Source organism: Streptomyces sp. NBC_01635, assembly GCF_045209715.1.
GTDB lineage: Bacteria > Actinomycetota > Actinomycetes > Streptomycetales > Streptomycetaceae > Streptomyces > Streptomyces hirsutus.
Window position 1 is genome coordinate 1,029,268 of record NZ_CP109277.1, and the last position, 16,232, is coordinate 1,045,499.

Annotated in this window: 16 protein-coding genes; 7 read left to right on the top strand and 9 right to left on the bottom strand. The window is 73.3% G+C overall.

Going from position 1 to position 16,232, the window contains the following annotated elements; all coding sequences use genetic code 11:
* Positions 1-470 precede the first annotated feature (470 nt).
* Complete coding sequence (locus tag OHB56_RS05060) at positions 471-1,436, bottom strand: pirin family protein (protein ID WP_406351846.1); 966 nt, start codon at positions 1,434-1,436, stop codon at positions 471-473.
* Between the two features lie 158 nt (positions 1,437-1,594).
* On the opposite strand from OHB56_RS05060, the gene OHB56_RS05065 reads away from it, so the two are divergent.
* The 3 genes from OHB56_RS05065 to OHB56_RS05075 are packed head-to-tail and all read left to right on the top strand — an operon-like array spanning position 1,595 to position 2,981.
* A complete protein-coding gene (locus OHB56_RS05065; RefSeq protein WP_406351848.1) occupies positions 1,595-2,101 on the top strand; it encodes a MarR family winged helix-turn-helix transcriptional regulator in 507 nt (168 codons plus the stop codon).
* Positions 2,098-2,556 (top strand): MarR family winged helix-turn-helix transcriptional regulator, encoded by a 459-nt coding sequence (locus tag OHB56_RS05070; RefSeq protein ID WP_406351850.1) that lies wholly within the window; start codon positions 2,098-2,100, stop codon positions 2,554-2,556. Before OHB56_RS05065 ends, OHB56_RS05070 begins: the two co-directional genes overlap by 4 nt.
* Positions 2,557-2,606: 50 nt before the next feature.
* Positions 2,607-2,981, top strand: coding sequence for a tetratricopeptide repeat protein (locus OHB56_RS05075; protein WP_326756333.1), 375 nt, complete (start codon positions 2,607-2,609; stop codon positions 2,979-2,981).
* Between the two features lie 165 nt (positions 2,982-3,146).
* On the opposite strand, the gene OHB56_RS05080 is transcribed toward OHB56_RS05075, so the two are convergent.
* The gene (locus OHB56_RS05080; protein WP_406351852.1) at positions 3,147-4,604 is read right to left on the bottom strand and encodes a PepSY-associated TM helix domain-containing protein; all 1,458 of its coding nucleotides are present in this window, start codon (positions 4,602-4,604) and stop codon (positions 3,147-3,149) included.
* 145 nt (positions 4,605-4,749) lie between these two features.
* Here OHB56_RS05080 and OHB56_RS05085 point away from each other — a divergent pair, with 145 nt between their 5' ends.
* Positions 4,750-5,394, top strand: coding sequence for a peptide deformylase (locus OHB56_RS05085; protein ID WP_326756331.1), 645 nt, complete (start codon positions 4,750-4,752; stop codon positions 5,392-5,394).
* 53 nt (positions 5,395-5,447) lie between these two features.
* On the opposite strand, the gene OHB56_RS05090 is transcribed toward OHB56_RS05085, so the two are convergent.
* Positions 5,448-6,899, bottom strand: a complete 1,452-nt coding sequence (locus tag OHB56_RS05090; RefSeq protein ID WP_326756330.1) for an NAD(P)/FAD-dependent oxidoreductase — start codon at positions 6,897-6,899, stop codon at positions 5,448-5,450.
* Between the two features lie 120 nt (positions 6,900-7,019).
* Here OHB56_RS05090 and trxA point away from each other — a divergent pair, with 120 nt between their 5' ends.
* A complete protein-coding gene (gene trxA / locus OHB56_RS05095; protein ID WP_326756329.1) occupies positions 7,020-7,427 on the top strand; it encodes a thioredoxin in 408 nt (135 codons plus the stop codon).
* Between the two features lie 209 nt (positions 7,428-7,636).
* Here the strand turns inward: trxA and OHB56_RS05100 are convergent, their stop codons facing one another.
* Both OHB56_RS05100 and OHB56_RS05105 read right to left on the bottom strand, forming a co-directional pair.
* Positions 7,637-8,749: a LacI family DNA-binding transcriptional regulator gene (locus OHB56_RS05100; RefSeq protein WP_406351855.1), complete on the bottom strand. Its 1,113-nt coding sequence runs from the start codon at positions 8,747-8,749 to the stop codon at positions 7,637-7,639.
* Between the two features lie 133 nt (positions 8,750-8,882).
* Complete coding sequence (locus OHB56_RS05105; protein WP_406351857.1) at positions 8,883-9,548, bottom strand: TetR/AcrR family transcriptional regulator; 666 nt, start codon at positions 9,546-9,548, stop codon at positions 8,883-8,885.
* A 142-nt stretch (positions 9,549-9,690) separates the two neighbouring features.
* On the opposite strand from OHB56_RS05105, the gene OHB56_RS05110 reads away from it, so the two are divergent.
* A complete protein-coding gene (locus OHB56_RS05110; protein ID WP_326756327.1) occupies positions 9,691-10,254 on the top strand; it encodes an NADPH-dependent FMN reductase in 564 nt (187 codons plus the stop codon).
* Between the two features lie 145 nt (positions 10,255-10,399).
* Here OHB56_RS05110 and OHB56_RS05115 read toward each other — a convergent pair whose 3' ends face one another.
* The 4 genes from OHB56_RS05115 to OHB56_RS05130 are packed head-to-tail and all read right to left on the bottom strand — an operon-like array spanning position 10,400 to position 15,237.
* Positions 10,400-11,533 carry an XdhC family protein gene (locus OHB56_RS05115; RefSeq protein WP_406351859.1) on the bottom strand — a complete coding sequence of 378 codons (1,134 nt, stop codon included), beginning with the start codon at positions 11,531-11,533 and terminating at the stop codon, positions 10,400-10,402.
* A complete protein-coding gene (locus OHB56_RS05120; protein WP_406351861.1) occupies positions 11,526-13,694 on the bottom strand; it encodes a xanthine dehydrogenase family protein molybdopterin-binding subunit in 2,169 nt (722 codons plus the stop codon). The genes OHB56_RS05115 and OHB56_RS05120 overlap by 8 nt, the downstream gene beginning before the upstream one ends.
* Positions 13,691-14,683, bottom strand: a complete 993-nt coding sequence (locus tag OHB56_RS05125) for an FAD binding domain-containing protein (protein WP_406351863.1) — start codon at positions 14,681-14,683, stop codon at positions 13,691-13,693. Before OHB56_RS05125 ends, OHB56_RS05120 begins: the two co-directional genes overlap by 4 nt.
* Positions 14,680-15,237, bottom strand: coding sequence for a 2Fe-2S iron-sulfur cluster-binding protein (locus OHB56_RS05130; RefSeq protein ID WP_406351865.1), 558 nt, complete (start codon positions 15,235-15,237; stop codon positions 14,680-14,682). Before OHB56_RS05130 ends, OHB56_RS05125 begins: the two co-directional genes overlap by 4 nt.
* 372 nt (positions 15,238-15,609) lie before the next feature.
* Between OHB56_RS05130 and OHB56_RS05135 the strand changes: the two genes are divergently transcribed.
* A complete protein-coding gene (locus OHB56_RS05135) occupies positions 15,610-16,164 on the top strand; it encodes a TetR/AcrR family transcriptional regulator (RefSeq protein ID WP_055597505.1) in 555 nt (184 codons plus the stop codon).
* Positions 16,165-16,232: the final 68 nt, after the last annotated feature.

Below are 16,232 nucleotides of genomic sequence, written 5' to 3' on the forward strand. Positions count from 1 at the left end.
AGGCCAGAGACACGCAAGCGCCGCGCTACCAGCAAACGAAGAACCTGCTGGGAGCACTCCGCCACGACACCCCCTCCCAGGAGCAGGGCCAAGAGCGCTCACCCCTACGGCCACTCACGCCTTGTCGAATTCCCACAAGCCGACAGGCCGAGTACTGAGTTCCCGCACCGGAGTGTGACTCAGCCACCCGCCAGGTCAGCATCCGTGCGGTGGTCACCCAAGCGGCGATGACCACTACACCGCCGCGAAGGTACGAGACGAACCTCCGCCGACATCTGATGACTCATCAGTAGGGTTAGCAAGAGTCCTGCCACAGCTCCCCACAGACGGACACACCGTGGAATCGCCTGGCCCCGCGCATAGGACCTGCAGCACGTCCAGCCGCCCTCTCGCACGCGTTGGAGGGACGGGAGACAAAACACGACGGCGAGTCGCCCGCCCGTCACCAACCAATCAGCCGTTTCCGCAGGTCAACGTACCCTTCCGCGCGGCTTCAGCGGCACCGGCGGCAGCTCGGGGGCCGGCAGCGGAGCCCCGTCGTACCCCTTCACCTCCCCGAACCGTGTGCCCTCCATCCAGTCCCGGCGGGCCTGTTCGATCTCCTCCTGGGTCCGGCCGATCCAGTTCCAGAACATGATCAGCTCTTCCTCGAACGGCTCGCCGCCCAGGAGCATCACGGACGCGTCGGACTCGGCGCGCAGCGGGAGTTCGTCGCGGCCGCAGCCGAGGTAGAGCATCGAGCCCGGGAGCACCGGCACGCCGTCCACGTGGACCTCGCCGGACATCGCGAGGACCGCGTACTCGAAGTCGCGCTCCAGGGGCAGGCGGACGTCCGCGCCGTCGGACAGGGACAGGTCGGCACCGACGATCGGGGTGTACGCCGTGCCGGGCGAGGTGGCGCCGTCGAGGCTGCCGAGGATGAGTGTGGCGTCGACGCCCTGCGCCGTGACGACCGGGAGGTCGGCGTGGTGCTCGAAGTGGGGGTCGGTGTGGCGGCGTCCGTCCGGGAGGGCGACCCAGAGCTGGGCGCCGTGCAGGAAGCGGGCGTGCGAGCGGGGGCTCTCCTCGGAGTGGCTGATCGCCCGGCCCGAGGTCATCAAGCCCAGTTCGCGCGGGCGGATCATCTGGAGGCTGCCCGTGGAGTCGCGGTGCAGGACCTCGCCCTGGTGCAGCCAGCTCACCGTCTGCAGACCCATGTGCGGGTGCGGTGCCACCTGCATGCCGGGCTCGTCGGCGATGTCGTCGGGACCGTAGTGGTCGACGAAGCACCAAGCGCCGACCATGCGCCGACCCAGGTTCGGCAGCAGCCGCCGGACCTCGCTGGACTCTCCGAGCTTGACCTTCCGGGGACTGAGAAGTTCACGTACCGGCTCTGCCACCACGAAGCCGCGCCCACCGCACAGGGACGGCACGGCCTCCCGCTCAAGATTGCTCATGCCGCACAACTTAGCCCCGCGGGGCAACGCGCCCATCAGGCGCCGCGCCACGCGGGAGGCGACGGGAGGTGACGGGAGGTGACGGGAGGCGTTGCAGCAGTAAGGAGGACGACGAATTCAGTAGCCATGGCTATAGTCGCCATGTACTGTATCGGCTCATGAGTTCGGTACATTCGGCGCCCGAAGGCGCGACGCCCGGGTTCCTGGTCTGGCGCCTGTCCATGAAGTGGTGCGTCGCGGTCGACCGCGCGGTGGCCCCGCTGGGGCTGACCCACGCGCAGTACTCGCTGGTCGCTTCGCTGTACGGGATGGGACGTGCCGGAGAACGGCCCAGCCAGCGCCAGCTCGCCGACCACACGGGACTCGAAGCACTCTACGTGTCGAAGCTCGCCCGCGCCCTGGAAGCCGCCGGCCTCCTCGAACGCACCCGGGACCCGCGCGACCCGCGCGCCATGCAACTGGCGCTCACGGAGCGGGGTACCGAGGTCGCCCGCCGGGCGATCGACGTCGTTCACGTGCTCCTTGAGCAGTTGCTGGAGCCCCTCGACGGCCCGCGCACCCGCGCGTTCACCCGCGACCTGACGACCCTCCTCGGCACGCCCCTCGCCGCGTCGGCGAACACCGCCGGCGACCATGCCGACGCTCACGAAACGGAGCAGTCATGACCACCACCGCACCCCCGGTCGACGGCCGCGCCATCGGCCTCGCCCACTACGCGAGCCGCGCCGTCCTGGAGAGCGTGCTGGCCCGCCACGGCATCTCCTTCCAGCAGTCGGTGACGCTCCGGCTCGTCGCCGTGGCCGAGGGTCCGGTCAACCGCGCCCGTCTGGCCGGGGACGTCGTCGGCGCCCTGAAGACCGGCCGCCCGGAGGCGGACGGCGTGGTCGACGGGCTGATCACCGCGGGGCTGCTGACCCCGGACGAGCATTCCCTGGTGCGGCTCACGGACGCCGGGAGGAAGCTGCACGACACGACGTCCGCCGAGACCAAGGCAATGGCCGCCAGGATCTACGCCGGCATTCCCTCCGATGAACTCGTGGTCGCCGGACGGGTACTGGCGCTCGTCACCGAGCGGGCCGATCGGGAGCTGGCCGCAGCGGCAGCCACCCCGAACCAGTAGTGGAATATTCAAGCAACCCCGTCCGTTGTCGGCATCGAAGGAGGTCACGAGTGGACACCACGTACTACTACGACCACGGAACCCCGGCCGAGCGCTGGGAGCGTGCCGGGCTGTTCTTCGACGCCAAGGACTACGCCGCCGCGGCGCGTGTCCTGGGCGGGCTGGTCGAGGAGGTGCCGGAGCAGACCGGGCCGCGGCTGCTGCTGGCGCGTTCCTACTACCACTCGGCCCAACTGCGTCGCGCCGAGGCAGAGTTGCGCGTCATCGTGGAACGCGACCCGGTGGAGCACTACGCCCGGCTGATGCTCGGCCGCACCCTGGAGCGGCAGGGGCGGAGCGAGGAGGCGAAGTCCCACCTGCGGATCGCCGCCGCGCTGGCGGGCGACTTCGACGGCGGCGTCGACCGCGAGCTCGACCCCGTGTAGGCGGCGAGCCTTGGCTTGGCCCGACCCTGCGCGGTGATGTCACGCGCGCCGGTGCCCGGTTCTCCCCGAGAGGGAGGCCGGGCACCGGCGCGCGTGCGGTTCGATCCCGTGCGGTTCGATCCCGTGCGGTTCGATCCGGGGGTGCGCTCCGGGGGTGCGCTCCGGCTACGGCGTCCGCACCGCCCCGGCCGGTTCGCCGCCCTCGGCTCCCCCGACTTCCCCGGTTCCCCCGCCTCCTCCGTTCTTCCGGCCCCGCCGGTGTGCGATCTCCCCGAGGACGATGTCGACGGCGAGGAAGGCGGCCAGCGGGATGCCGAGGAGCGGAACGAAGTAGCCGAGTACGGCGATCACCGCCAGCAGCGGGACGAGGATGTACGGCGGGACCTGCTGCCAGGCGCCGCGTGGGATCGGCCGGCCGAAGGACGAGCCCCGGCCGCGCTGCCACCACATGCGGTAGCCCCACAGGATCAGCAGGACCAGGGAGGCCGCGAGCAGCATCAGCGCGATCTGGTTGGGCAGGCCGAAGAGGCTGCCGGTGTGCAGGTCGATGCCCCAGCGGCTGAGTTTGGCGAGCACCGGGTAGTCGGCCCACCGCACGACGTCGGTGACCTGGCCGGTGGCCGGTTCGACGGCGACGGCGTCCTGCTTCTCGGGCCAGCTGCGCTGGATCTGCTTCACGACATACGCGGAGGCCGCGTCGGCGGGCGGGACGATCTCCACCGGGTTGTCGAGCCGCTCGGCCCGCGCCGCCGCGAGGACCCGGTCGAGACCGACCCCGTGCGCCGCGTCGCCCCCGGCGCCGCCGGCCGTCCCGTGCTCCGCGTGTTCGCCGCCCGCCGCGGCCGACACCGCGGGCGTCTCCTGGCCGAGCGAGGCGCGCAGGTCGGCGATGTTGGCGCCGGTGTACGTGGACCAGGTCAGCCCGGTCGCGGAGAGGAAGACAAAGCCGACCGCGGCCCAGGCGCCGATGCCGCCGTGCAGACCCAGGGTGCGCCGTCGGCCGCTGGTGCCGCGGATTTTCCGCAGGGCGCGGCGGCGGGAGAACCAGAGCACCAGGCCGCCGCCGGCGATCACCCACAGCCAGCTGGCCGCGAACTCGCTGTAGAGGCGGCCCGTCTCGCCGAGGTGCAGGTCGCGGTGGAACTCGTCGATCCAGGTGCGCAGCGGCAGCGCGCCGCTGGAACCGTACTGCTCCAGCGCACCGCGCACCTCCCCGGTGTACGGGTCGACGAACACGGCGAGGGTGTGGTTCGGGTCCACGTCCGCCACGCCGGACAGCATCACCCTGGTCGTCGCGCCCGCCTCGGGCGAGGGGCGTATCGCGGACACCGTGCCTTCGGGGTGGGCCTTGCGGGCGGCGGCGACCTGTTCGGAGAGGGGCAGTTCACGGTCGCCGACGGAGACGGTCAGCTCATGGTCGTAGACGATCTTCTCGGCCTGGAAGGAAGCGGCGTACAGCAGGCCGGTGAGGGCGGCGACGAGCAGGAACGGGGCCACCACCACGCCCGCGTAGAAGTGCAGGCGCAGGATCAGGGGGCGCAGGGTGCTCCAGCCGGATCTCTGCCGTGCGGGGGTGGGGGGTCGGGTGGCCTCGTCCGCGCTGGTCGAGGGGGCGGTGGTCATCGGTGGGCTTCTCCCGAGGGCGTCTTGGCGGCCGTGGTGCTGCTCCAGTGGTCGGGGCGGCGGGGCGCCGAGTTCCCGGGACGCCCGTGTGAGCTGCGTCACCCATGACGGCGGCGGTCCGCCGGGCGCATGGCATCCTGACGCGATGGGAACTCCGAACGATCGTGCACCCCTGGCCGAGCAGGTCGAGCAACTCCTCTCCGGTGACGGGCCGTTGCCCATCGTCGCGGCCGGGGACCCGGTGCTGCGGCAGGCGTCCGACCCCTTCGACGGCCAGTTGGAGCCCGCGCTGCTGGCCCGGTTCGTCGAGGCGCTGCGGGTCACCATGCACGCCGCGCCGGGGGTCGGGCTGGCAGCGCCGCAGGTCGGGGTGGGACTGCGGATCGCGGTGATCGAGGATCCGGCGCCCGTCACGGAGGAGGTGGCGGTGGCGCGCGGGCGGGTGCGGCAGCCGTTCCGGGTGCTGGTCAATCCGGTCTGCGCGCCGGTCGGCGGCGGGCGGGCGGCGTTCTTCGAGGGGTGCCTGAGCGTCCCCGGGTACCAGGCGGTGGTGGCGCGGCACGCCGAGGTGCGGCTGACCGGGCAGGACGAGCACGGGCGGGCGGTGGACGAGGTGTTCGGCGGCTGGCCCGCCCGGATCGTGCAGCACGAGACGGACCACCTCGACGGCACGCTCTACCTCGACCGGGCGGAACCTCGCTCGCTGTCGTCCCATCAGGCGGTGGCGGAGCACTGGGCACAGCCGACCCCGGAGGAGGCAGCGCGGGCGCTGGGCTTCGAACTGCCGTGACCGGGCACGGGCGGGGCGGAGGAAACCCCCGTCCCGCCCGCCCCTCCGGGCCCTCAGGCGTCCCGGTACGCCTCCAGCAGCCGGAGCCACACCTCGCTGATCGTCGGGTACGACGGGACCGCGTGCCACAGGCGGGCGACCGGCACCTGGGCGGCCACCGCGACGGTGGCCGAGTGGAGGAGTTCGCCCACGCCGGGGCCGACGAAGGTGACGCCGCGCAGGGTCTCGCTCTCGAGGTCGACGACCATACGGGCGCGGCCCGTGTAGCCCTCGCCGTACAGTCCGGCGCCGGCGACCGAGGCCAGGTCGACGTCGACGGCGCGGACGCGGTGCCCCGCTTCCTCCGCCTCGGCCAGGGAGAGGCCCACTGCGGCCGCCTCCGGATCGGTGAACACGACCTGGGGGACGGCGTCGTGGTCGGCGGTGGCGGCGTGCGCGCCCCAGGCCCGGTCGGCCACCGGCTCCCCCGCGGCCCTGGCGGCGATGGCCGCGCCGGCGATACGGGCCTGGTACTTGCCCTGATGGGTGAGCAGGGCACGCTTGTTGACGTCGCCGACCGCGTAGAGCCAGTCCTGGCCGGTCACCTGGAGGCTGTCGTTCACGGTGAGCCAGGAGCCGGGTTCCAGACCGACGGTCTCCAGGCCGATGTCGTCGGTGCGCGGGGCCCGGCCGGTGGCGAAGAGGATCTCGTCGGCCTCGATCCGCTCGCCCGTGTCGGTGACGACCACGACGACACCGTTCTCCCTGGTCACCGAGGTGGCGGAGGTGCCGGTACGGATGTCCGCGCCGGCCTCGGTGAGCGCCTCGGCGACCAGTTCCCCGGCGAAGGGCTCCATGCGTGCCAGCAGGCCCTTGCCCCGTACCAGCAGCGTGATCCGGGAGCCGAGTCCCTGCCACGCCGTGGCCATCTCGGTGGCGACGACACCGCCGCCGACCACGATCAGCCTGCCGGGCACGGCCTGAGCGCTGGTGGCCTCCCTGCTGGTCCACGGCGCGACCTCGTCGAGTCCGGGCAGGCCGGGCAGCAGTGCGCGGCTGCCGGTGCAGACGGCGACGGCGTGCCGGGCGGTGAGGACGCGCCGCGTTCCGTCGGGGGCGGTGACGGTCACCTCGCGCGGGCCGGTGAGCCGGCCGACGCCGCGGTGGAGGTCGACGCCGACGGACTCGAGCCACTGGACCTGGCCGTCGTCCTTCCACTGGGAGGTGTACTCGTTGCGGCGGGCCAGGACCGCGTCCGCGTCGAGCGGCCCCTGCACCGACGCGCTCAAGCCGGGGAGGCGGCGGGCGTCGGCCCGGGCGAGGACGGGCCGCAGCAGGGCTTTGCTGGGCATGCACGCCCAGTAGGAGCACTCGCCGCCCACGAGTTCGCTCTCCACGATCGCGGTGGAGAGTCCCGCCGCTCGGGTGCGGTCGGCGACGTTCTCCCCGACGGGCCCGGCGCCGAGTACGACGACGTCGTAGCCGAGGGCTTCCGATTCCGGCGATTCCGCTTGCGTCTGCGTCATGACGCCAGTCTGGTGGGTGGTGTGCGTGGTGGCCACATGGGTAGGGGCGCGGAATACGTGACCGGCCGGCCGTGGTTGTACCCACGGCTCGCCCCGCTATCAGGAAGAGAGACAGAGACGATGAGCAGCACTGTGGAGCTCACCAAGGAGAACTTCGACCAGTTGGTCACGGAGAACGAGTTCGTTCTGATCGACTTCTGGGCGTCCTGGTGCGGGCCGTGCCGTCAGTTCGCGCCGGTGTACGACAAGGCGGCGGCGGAGAACCCGGACCTGGTGTTCGGCAAGGTGGACACGGAGGCGCAGCCGGAGCTGGCCGCGGCCTTCAACATCCAGTCGATCCCGACGCTGATGATCGTCCGCGATCAGGTGGCCGTGTTCGCGCAGCCGGGCGCGCTGCCCGAGGCCGCGCTGGCGGACGTCATCGGGCAGGCCCGGAAGCTGGACATGGACGAGGTCCGCAAGTCCATCGCCGAGCAGCAGGCGGCGCAGGGCGACGGCAAGGCGGACGCCCAGAGCCGGGGTGAGTGATCGCCCCGGCTCCGGCTGTCCTTACGCGTACCAAATGGTTGACCACGCAACATCCTAGTCACGCAGCATAGAAGCGCGGGGCGTGCCGTACCGGTGCCTCGGCGCCCTCCCTCCGGCGTGATCCGGCTCCCCCGTCATCCGACGATGGGATCGCGTGCCGCATGTCCGCCCGCCCCGCACCACCCGGCGGCGACCCGCGTCGGCCCGCGTCAGCCGGATTCGCGCCGGATCACCGACGCGCCCAGCACCTTGTGCGCCTCGGGAGCGGCGGCCGGGTCGCGCACCGCGCGGTCGACGAGTGCGGCGAGCTCGGTGCCGGACGGCAGGTCGAGGTGGACAGTGGTCAGCCGGGGCCGTAGCAGCCGGCCCAGCATGAGGTTGTCGGCGCCGACCACGGCCGTCTCCTCGGGGACGCGGACGCCGGCGTCCTGCAGCGCCCGCATCAGCAGCATCGCGTACTCGTCGTTGTACGTGAACACGGCGTCGAGGCCGAGGTCGCGCCATCGGGCGGCGAGCCGCGCGGCGGCGCCCTCGTCGTGGGCGAGGGCCAGTTCGGTGACGGTGGCGCCGGTGCCGCGCAGGGCCGCACGCACTCCCGCGAGGCGGGGCGCGGAGAACGCCTCCAGACCGGACTCGCGCGGAACGACGACACCGATACGGCGCCGTCCCTGGTCGAACAGGTGCGCGCCGGCGCTGTGGCCGACGACGTCGTGGTCCATGAGCAGGGCGTGCGCGCCCTCGACGGTTTCCGGGCCGAGGGTGACCACGGCACGCGCGCCGGAGCGTTTGAGCACGGCGACGCCCCGGGGGCCGAGTCCCGAGCCGGGCACCAGCACGGCCACGGGACGCAGCTCGGCCCAGGCGCGGGCGGCCTCGTCGTCGTGCACGCCGACGGTGCCGTACTGCACGACGGTGTAGTCGAGGCGACCGAGAGCCACCTGGAGATCGTTGATGAACTGGCTGTAGACCGGGCCGACCGGGAAGGCGGGGGCGGGCATCAGCACCATGCGGCTGTGCCCGGCGCGTAAGCTGCGCGCCGCCGCGTGCGGCACGTACCCGAGTTCTCTGGCGGCCTCGCGGACACGGCGGCGGGTGGGCTCGCTGATCCGGACGGCGTCGGCATTGTTCAGGACGTAGGAGACGGTCGCGCGCGAGACGCCGGCCAGGCGGGCCACGTCGGCGCTCGTGGGCACCGCCCCCGCGGACAGGGGGTTCGTGGGCGCACGGGGCGGGGGCACGGATTGCGGGGGAACGGCACCTTGGGGCGCGGGGCGCGTCGGTGCGGTGGCTGCGGGGGCGGACGGGTTCGGTATCTGCACCATGACTGAGGCATCTTTGCAGAAGCACGAACGGGCCTGTTGTCCGGGGGAGTTGAGAGCGCGGGGTCCCGCTTCCGCCCCAGTTCAGGACGGTCCTGAGGGTCGCGGGCCGGGAGGGGAACCGTGTCCTCGGCGGTCAGGGTGCGGGAACCGCGGGTCCCGTCACGCGGTCGATGAGGTCCACCCACGCGGATTCGAGTCGCGACAGCGGCATTGCGCACTGCCGGGTCAGGTGGTGCACCAGCGCGGGGTCGAGCGGCGCCATCAGGGTGTGGGCGAGGAGCTCGCAGTCCGCCTCCGGGACGACCTCGCGCAGCAGCAGCGTCACGTGGTGGTGCCGTACCCGGCGGGGCGGGTTGGTGAAGCGGCGGTCGGCGCAGGGTTCGGCGGCGAGCTGGAGATCCAGTTCGTCGACGGTGCGGCGCAGCATGACGACGCCGAAGGCCCGCAGCCGCTCCACGGGCGGCGCGCCCGGTCCCAGCGGCGGGGGGCCGGAGAGGAAGGCGGCCTGGAACTTCTTCTCGGAGTGGTCGAGCAGTGCCGTCAGCAGTCCGGTGCGGTCGCCGAAGCGCCGGAAGACCGTCCCCTTGCCCACCTGGGCCGCCGCGGCGACCGCCTCCATGGTCAGACCGTCCGCGCCGCGCTCCGCCACCAGCAGGGCGGCCGCCTCCAGCAGGCGTGCGCGGTTGCGCGCGGCGTCGGCCCGCAGGCAGGGCTCATCGATCTCGACACCGAGTTGCGGCAACTCCAGCGGCTCGAGGGGCTGCTGGGGCGTCGGGGCGGGCGGCGGGACGGCGGACATGAAGCCAGCGTAAAGCATCGGGAAGAAACTGGACCGCGGTCCGGTTGGGATGCTAGAAACGTAACCGGACCCCGGTCCGGATTGTTGCGGCAATGTTTCGCCGCGCCGTCCCCTTGACTTTCCACCCCCCTCAGGAGTTCTCATGTCTGTTCGCGTTCTCGCCCTCGTCGGGAGCCTTCGCGCCGGTTCGCACAACCGTCAGCTCGCGGAAGCCGCGGTCAAGCTCGCTCCCGAGGGCTCCGAGGTCGTGGTCTACGAGGGCCTCGCGGAGATCCCGTTCTACAACGAGGACATCGACGTCGAGGGCACCGTGCCGGCCGCCGCCGGCCGGCTGCGCGAGGCCGTGTCCGGCGCCGACGCCCTGCTGCTCTTCTCGCCCGAGTACAACGGCACGACTCCGGCCGTGCTGAAGAACGCCATCGACTGGCTGTCCCGCCCGTTCGGCGCCGCCGCCCTCGGCGACAAGCCCGTCGCCGTGATCGGCACCGCTTACGGCCAGTACGGCGGCGTCTGGGCGCAGGACGAGGCCCGCAAGGCCCTCGGTATCGCGGGCGGCAAGGTGATCGAGGACATCAAGCTCTCCATCCCCGGCTCCGTGACCCGCTTCGCCGAGCTCCACCCCGCCGACGACACCGAGGTCGCGGAGCAGCTGACCGAGGTCATCGCCCGCCTGAAGGGCCACGCCGCCGCGCCGGCCGCTGCCTGACGCCTTCGGCGCCAGGAGCGCCCGATCCGTGGCCCGGGGGGCCGGAGCCGTACCGACGACGGCTCCGGCCCCTTGGCCGTGGGGGCGGGCGGGTGTGGTCCCGGGAGGGAGAGCCGGCCCGGCGGCTCTCCCTCCCGGCCTCGGCTCAGACCCCCGCCCCGGCCCGTTCCTCGTGGTGGATCGGCGTCCGTACGCCGGTCAGCGGCGCGCCCGTGCCGCCCCGCAGGGTCGCGACGATCTCCGCCGCGATGGACAGGGCGGTCTCCTCCGGCGTGCGCGCCCCGAGGTCCAGCCCGATCGGCGACCTGAGCCGGGCCAGCTCCCGCTCGCCCACGCCCGCCTCGCGCAGCCGCCGCTGCCGGTCGGCGTGGGTACGGCGTGATCCCATCGCCCCGACGAACGCCACCGGCATCGCCAGCGCCTCCGTCAGCAGGGGGACGTCGAACTTGGCGTCGTGGGTGAGGACGCACAGCACCGTGCGCCCGTCGGTGGCCGCGGTCCGCAGGTAGCGGTGCGGCCAGTCGACCACGATCTCGTCCGCCCCCGGGAACCGGGCCCGGGTGGCGAACACCGGCCGGGCGTCGCAGACGGTCACGTGGTAGCCGAGGAACTTGCCGGCCCGTACCAGAGCCGCGGCGAAGTCGACCGCGCCGAAGACGATCATGCGGGGCGGCGGCTGCGACGTCTCCACGAACAGGGTCACCCCGCCGGGGCAGCGCGATCCGTCCGCCGAGACGCCCACGGTGCCGGTGCGGCCGCCGTCCAGCAGGGCCCGTGCCTCGGCCGCCGCCGTCCGGTCCAGCTCGGGACGGCCGGCGAGGTGGCCCTCGTACGACCCGTCGGGGCGGACCAGGAGCGCCCCGCCGAGCGTCTCGGCCGGGCCCCGGACGATCCGGGCGAGCGCCACCGGCTCACCGCGGACCACCGCGGACAGGGCCGCCCGCAGCACCTCGCGGGCAGGGGCGTGCGCGCCGACCGGGGTGACCCTGATGTCGATGATCCCGCCGCAGGTCAGACCGACCGCGAAGGCGTCCTCGTCGCTGTATCCGAACCGCTGGACCCGCGTTCCGCCGTCGGCGAGCGCCTCGAGGCACAGTTCGTGGACCGCGCCCTCGACGCAGCCGCCCGAGACCGAGCCGATCACCGTGCCCTCGCGGTCGACGGCGAGGGCGGCGCCGGGACCGCGCGGCGCGCTGCCGCTGACGGACACCACGGTGGCGACGGCGAACTCCCGGCCCTCGGTGAGCCATTGGTGCAGCTCACCGGCGATGTCAAACACGCGGTCCGCCCGCGGTGAGGACCCGGTCCGGCCGGATGGGAAGGTTCCGGTGCCGCACACCGGTCGCGTGCCAGACCGCGTTGGCTATGGCCGCCGCGGCCCCCACGATGCCGACCTCGCCGATGCCCTTGATGCCGACCGGGTCGTCGGGGTCCGGGTCGTCGACCCAGTCCGCCTCGACGACCGGTACGTCGGCGTTCGTGGCGATGTGGTAGCCCGCGAGGTCGCCGCCGTAGTGGCCGCCCGAGACCCGGTCGCGGATCCCTTCCTCGTGCAGGGCCATGGAGATGCCCCAGACCATCCCGCCGACGAGCTGGCCGCGCGCGGTGAGCGGGTTGACGATCCGGCCCGCGGCGAACACGCCGAGCATGCGGCGCACCCGCACCTCGCCGGTGGCGACGTCCACGGCGACCTCCGCGAACTGCGCCCCGAAGGAGTGCCGTTCCTTCTGCGCCAGGGCTCCGAGGGCCGCGGTGGTGTCGGAGCGTACAGTGACGCCCTCGGCCGGAATGCCGGCCTCCCCCGCCAGGCGTTCGCGCAGTTCGTCGGCCGCGACGGTGATCGCCCAGGCCCAGGAGCGGGTGCCGGTGGAACCGCCGGCGATCATCGCGGGGCCGAAGTCGCTGTCGCCGATCCGCATCCGGATCCGCGCGGGCGCCACCCGGAGCGCGTCGGCGGCGACCAGGGTGAGCGCGGTACGGGCCCCGGTGCCGATGTCGGCCGCCGCGATCCGCACGGTGAAGGTGCCGTCCGCCTCCGCCGTCACCGCGGCCGTGGAGGGACCGGCTCCCGCGGGGAAGGACGCGGCGGCCGTGCCCGTGCCGATCAGCAGGTCGCCCTCCCGGCGCAGGCCGGGGCGCGGGTCGCGGCCGGCCCAGCCGAAGCGCCGGGCACCCTCCCGGAAGCAGGCGGCGAGCTGGTGTCCGCTGAACGGCATCCCGGAGACCGGGCCCCGTTCGGGTTCGTTGCGCAGGCGCAGTTCGATCGGGTCGACGCCGCACCGCTCGGCGAGTTCGTCGAGCGCCGCCTCCAGGGCGAACGCGCCCGGGGCCTCGCCCGGCGCGCGCATCCAGGTCGGCGACGGCACGTCGAGCCGCACCGCCTCGTTCGCGGTGCGGTGGGCGGGGGCGTCGTACATCACCCGGGCCACTCCGGCGCTGGGCTCGACGAAGTCCCAGACCGTCGAGGTCTGGCTGAGCGAGCGGTGTTCCAGGGCGCGCAGCCGCCCGTCGGCGTCGGCCCCGAGCCTGATGCGCTGGGCGGTGGGGCTGCGGTAGCCGGTGAGCGAGAACATCTGGCGGCGGGTCAGGACCACGCGGACCGGGCGCCGCAGCGCGGTCGCCGCCATGACGGCGGACACCTGGTGGGCGCGCAGGCCCTTGCTGCCGAAGCCGCCGCCGACGTGTTCGGAGCGCACCCGCACGGCGGACGCGTCGAGGGAGAACATCCGGGAGAGTTCGTCGGCGACCCAGGTGGTGCCCTGGTTGGAGTCGACGACGTCGAGCCGCCCGCCGTCCCACCGGGCGGTCGCCGCGTGCGGCTCCATCATGGCGTGGTGCTCTTCGGGGGTGGTGTACTCGACGTCCACGACGTGGGCGGAGGCGGCGAGTTCGGCGTCCAGGTCGCCCTTCTCGGTCACTGCGGGCATGTGCCCGTCCAGGGCGAACGCGTCGGGGCGGTCGCCCCTGAACTCGATGTCGTGCGGCTCCTGTTCGTAGGTCACGACAAGGGCTTCGGCCGCCTCGCGGGCCTGCTCGGAGCTCTCGGCGACGACGAGCGCGACGGGCCATCCCGCGTGCGGGACGCGGTCGTTCTGGAAAACGGCGGCGGTCGGGTCCGGCGGGGTGCCCAGCATGCCGATGTAGTCGAGGTGGAGGCGCGGGGCGTTCCCGTGGTGCAGCACGGTGAGGACGCCCGGCATGGCCAGGACGGGACCGGCCTCGACGGTGTCGATCCGGCCGCGGGCGACGGTGGACAGCACCAGCCAGCCGTGGGCGAGGTCGGCGAAGGGGATCTCCCCCGCGTACCGGGCGGCTCCGGTCACCTTGTCGCGGCCCTCCACGCGCGTGTGCGCGGTGCCGACGGCGCCGGTCACGGTCGTGGTGACGGCCGTGGTGGCATGGGCGGGGCCGGCCTCCGTGCCGGTCGTGGTGACGGTCATCGGGCGGCCTCCTCGGCGAGTTCGGACAGGACGGCCACCATGAGGTTGCGCATGAGGGTCACCTTGTACGCGTTGCCGGGCAGCGGCCGGGCGGCGGCCAGTTCGGCGTCGGCGGCCGCGGCGAAGTAGTCGGCGGATGCCGGGGCCCCGTTGAGGACGCGTTCGGCGGCGTGCGCCCGCCAGGGCCGGGACGCGACGGCGCCGAGGGCGAGCCGCGCCTCGCGTACGACGCCGTTGCTGACGTCGAGGGCGGCGGCGACCGAGCCGATCGCGAAGGCGTACGAGGCGCGTTCGCGCACCTTGCGGTAGCGGGAGCGGGCGGCCGACGGCACGGGGGGCAGCGTGATGCCGGTGACGAGCGCGCCCCGGGGCAGCACGGTCTCCCGGTGGGGGGTGTCACCGACGGGCAGATAGAAGTCGGCGAAGGCCGACTCGCCCGGACCTTCGGCTGTCTGATAGGAGACGACGGCGTCGAACGCGGTCAGTGCCACCCCCATGTCGGAGGGGTGGACGGCGACGCAGTGCTCAGTGGCTCCCAGGACGGCGTGGTTGTGGTGCTCGCCCTCGACGGCGGGGCAACCGCTGCCGGGGAGCCGCTTGTTGCAGGGCTTGGTCACGTCGGCGAAGTAGCCGCAGCGGGTGCGCTGGAGCAGGTTCCCGCCCACGGTGGCCATGTTGCGCAGCTGCCCGGAGGCTCCGGCGAGCACCGCCTCGGTCAGCGCCGGGTAGCGGCGGCGGACCTCGGGGTGGGCGGCGAGGTCGCTGTTGGTGACGGTGGCGCCGATGCGCAGCCCTCCGTCATCGGTCGGCTCGATCCGGTCCAGCGGGAGCCGGCGTACGTCGACGAGTCGCGCGGGGCGTTCGACGCCGGTCCTCATCAGGTCGACGAGGTTGGTTCCGCCGCCGAGGTAGCGGGCGTCGGGGTCGGCGTCGAGCAGGGCGACCGCGCCCGGGACGTCGTCGGCGCGCCGGTAGTCGAACTCCCTCATGCGGCGGCCTCCTCGGTGGCCTCGGTGCGTTCGGCGGCGGCGCGGGCGACGGCCTCGACGATCGAGACGTAGGCGCCACAGCGGCACAGGTTGCCGCTCATCCGTTCGCGGATTTCCCGCGGGGTCAGCGGAGGCGGTCCCGCTTCGGGCCGCACGTCGTCGGTGACCGCGCTGGGCCAGCCCGCGGCGTGCTCCTCGATGACGGCGACCGCGGAACAGATCTGACCGGGCGTGCAGTAGCCGCACTGGAAGCCGTCCAGGTCGAGGAAGGCCTGCTGCACGGGGTGCAGTCGCTCCCCCTCGGCGAGGCCTTCCACGGTGGTGATCTCCCGGTCCTCCGCCGCCACGGCCAGTTGCAGGCAGGACACGGTGCGGCGGCCGTCCACCAGGACGGTGCAGGCACCGCACTGCCCCTGGTCGCAGCCCTTCTTGGTGCCGGTCAGATCGAGGCGCTCGCGCAGGGCGTCGAGCAGGCTGGTGCGGTGATCGACGGACAGCGTGTGCTTCTCGCCGTTGATGTTCAGGGTGACGCTGCTGGACGTCGGGGGAACCATGAGCAGCCTTCCTTCGCGGATCCGTGCAGGCCGGACGGGCCCTCGGGGGCGGACGAATGGGAAACGGTCAGAGGGGCGACGGGTGGAAGCTCGTCAACGGGCCGGGGGCACCGGCGTCGGCCACTCGCGGGCACGGGCACGCCCGCCCCTCCCGCGCCGTCCGGGGCCACCGCTACGATGCACCGAAGCGGACGGTTGTCCGTTACCGGGGTAATTTAGTGGACAGCTGTCCGCTTAACAAGAACGGGTTTCGGCCATGCCCGGGAGGAGGACGGACGAGTGGGTCGGGACGTGGAGCGGGACACGGGCCGGGAGGCGGGCGGCGAGGACACGCCGCGGGGCAAGGACACGCCCCCGCGCACCCAGGCGCCCCTGCGGTCGGACGCGCAGCGCAACCGCGAGCGCATTCTGGAGGTCGCGCTGGCCGAGTTGACCCGGTCGGCCGACACTCCGCTGAGCGTGATCGCCAAGAAGGCGGGCGTCGGCCAGGGCACGCTCTACCGGAACTTCCCCTGCCGGGAGGACCTCGTCCTGGAGATCTACCGGCACGAGATGCGCCAGGTGGCCGACAGCGCGGCGCGGCTGCTGGAGACCCGGGAGCCCGACCGCGCCCTGCGTGAATGGATGGACCGGCTCGCTCTGTTCGCGATGACCAAGGCCGGACTGGCCGACGCCATCAGGCAGGCGACCGGCGCACCGGGCAGCCCGGCGAAGCCGGGGCCCAACCCCGTGATCGAGGCGGCCGAACTCCTGCTGCGTGCCTGCGAGGAGGCCGGAACCATCCGTCCCGGGGTGACCTCGGACGACATGATTCTCGCGATCGGCGGCCTGTGGCAGCTCGACCCCACCGGGGACTGGCGGACCAGGGCCACCCGACTGCTGGACATCGTCATGGACGGGCTGCGCGCGGGAGCGCCCGGACGGTAGCCGGGACCCGGCGGCGGGGCGCCCGAGCGGCGGCGGGGAACCTGGTGGCGCGGCGGGCGCGAGGCCCC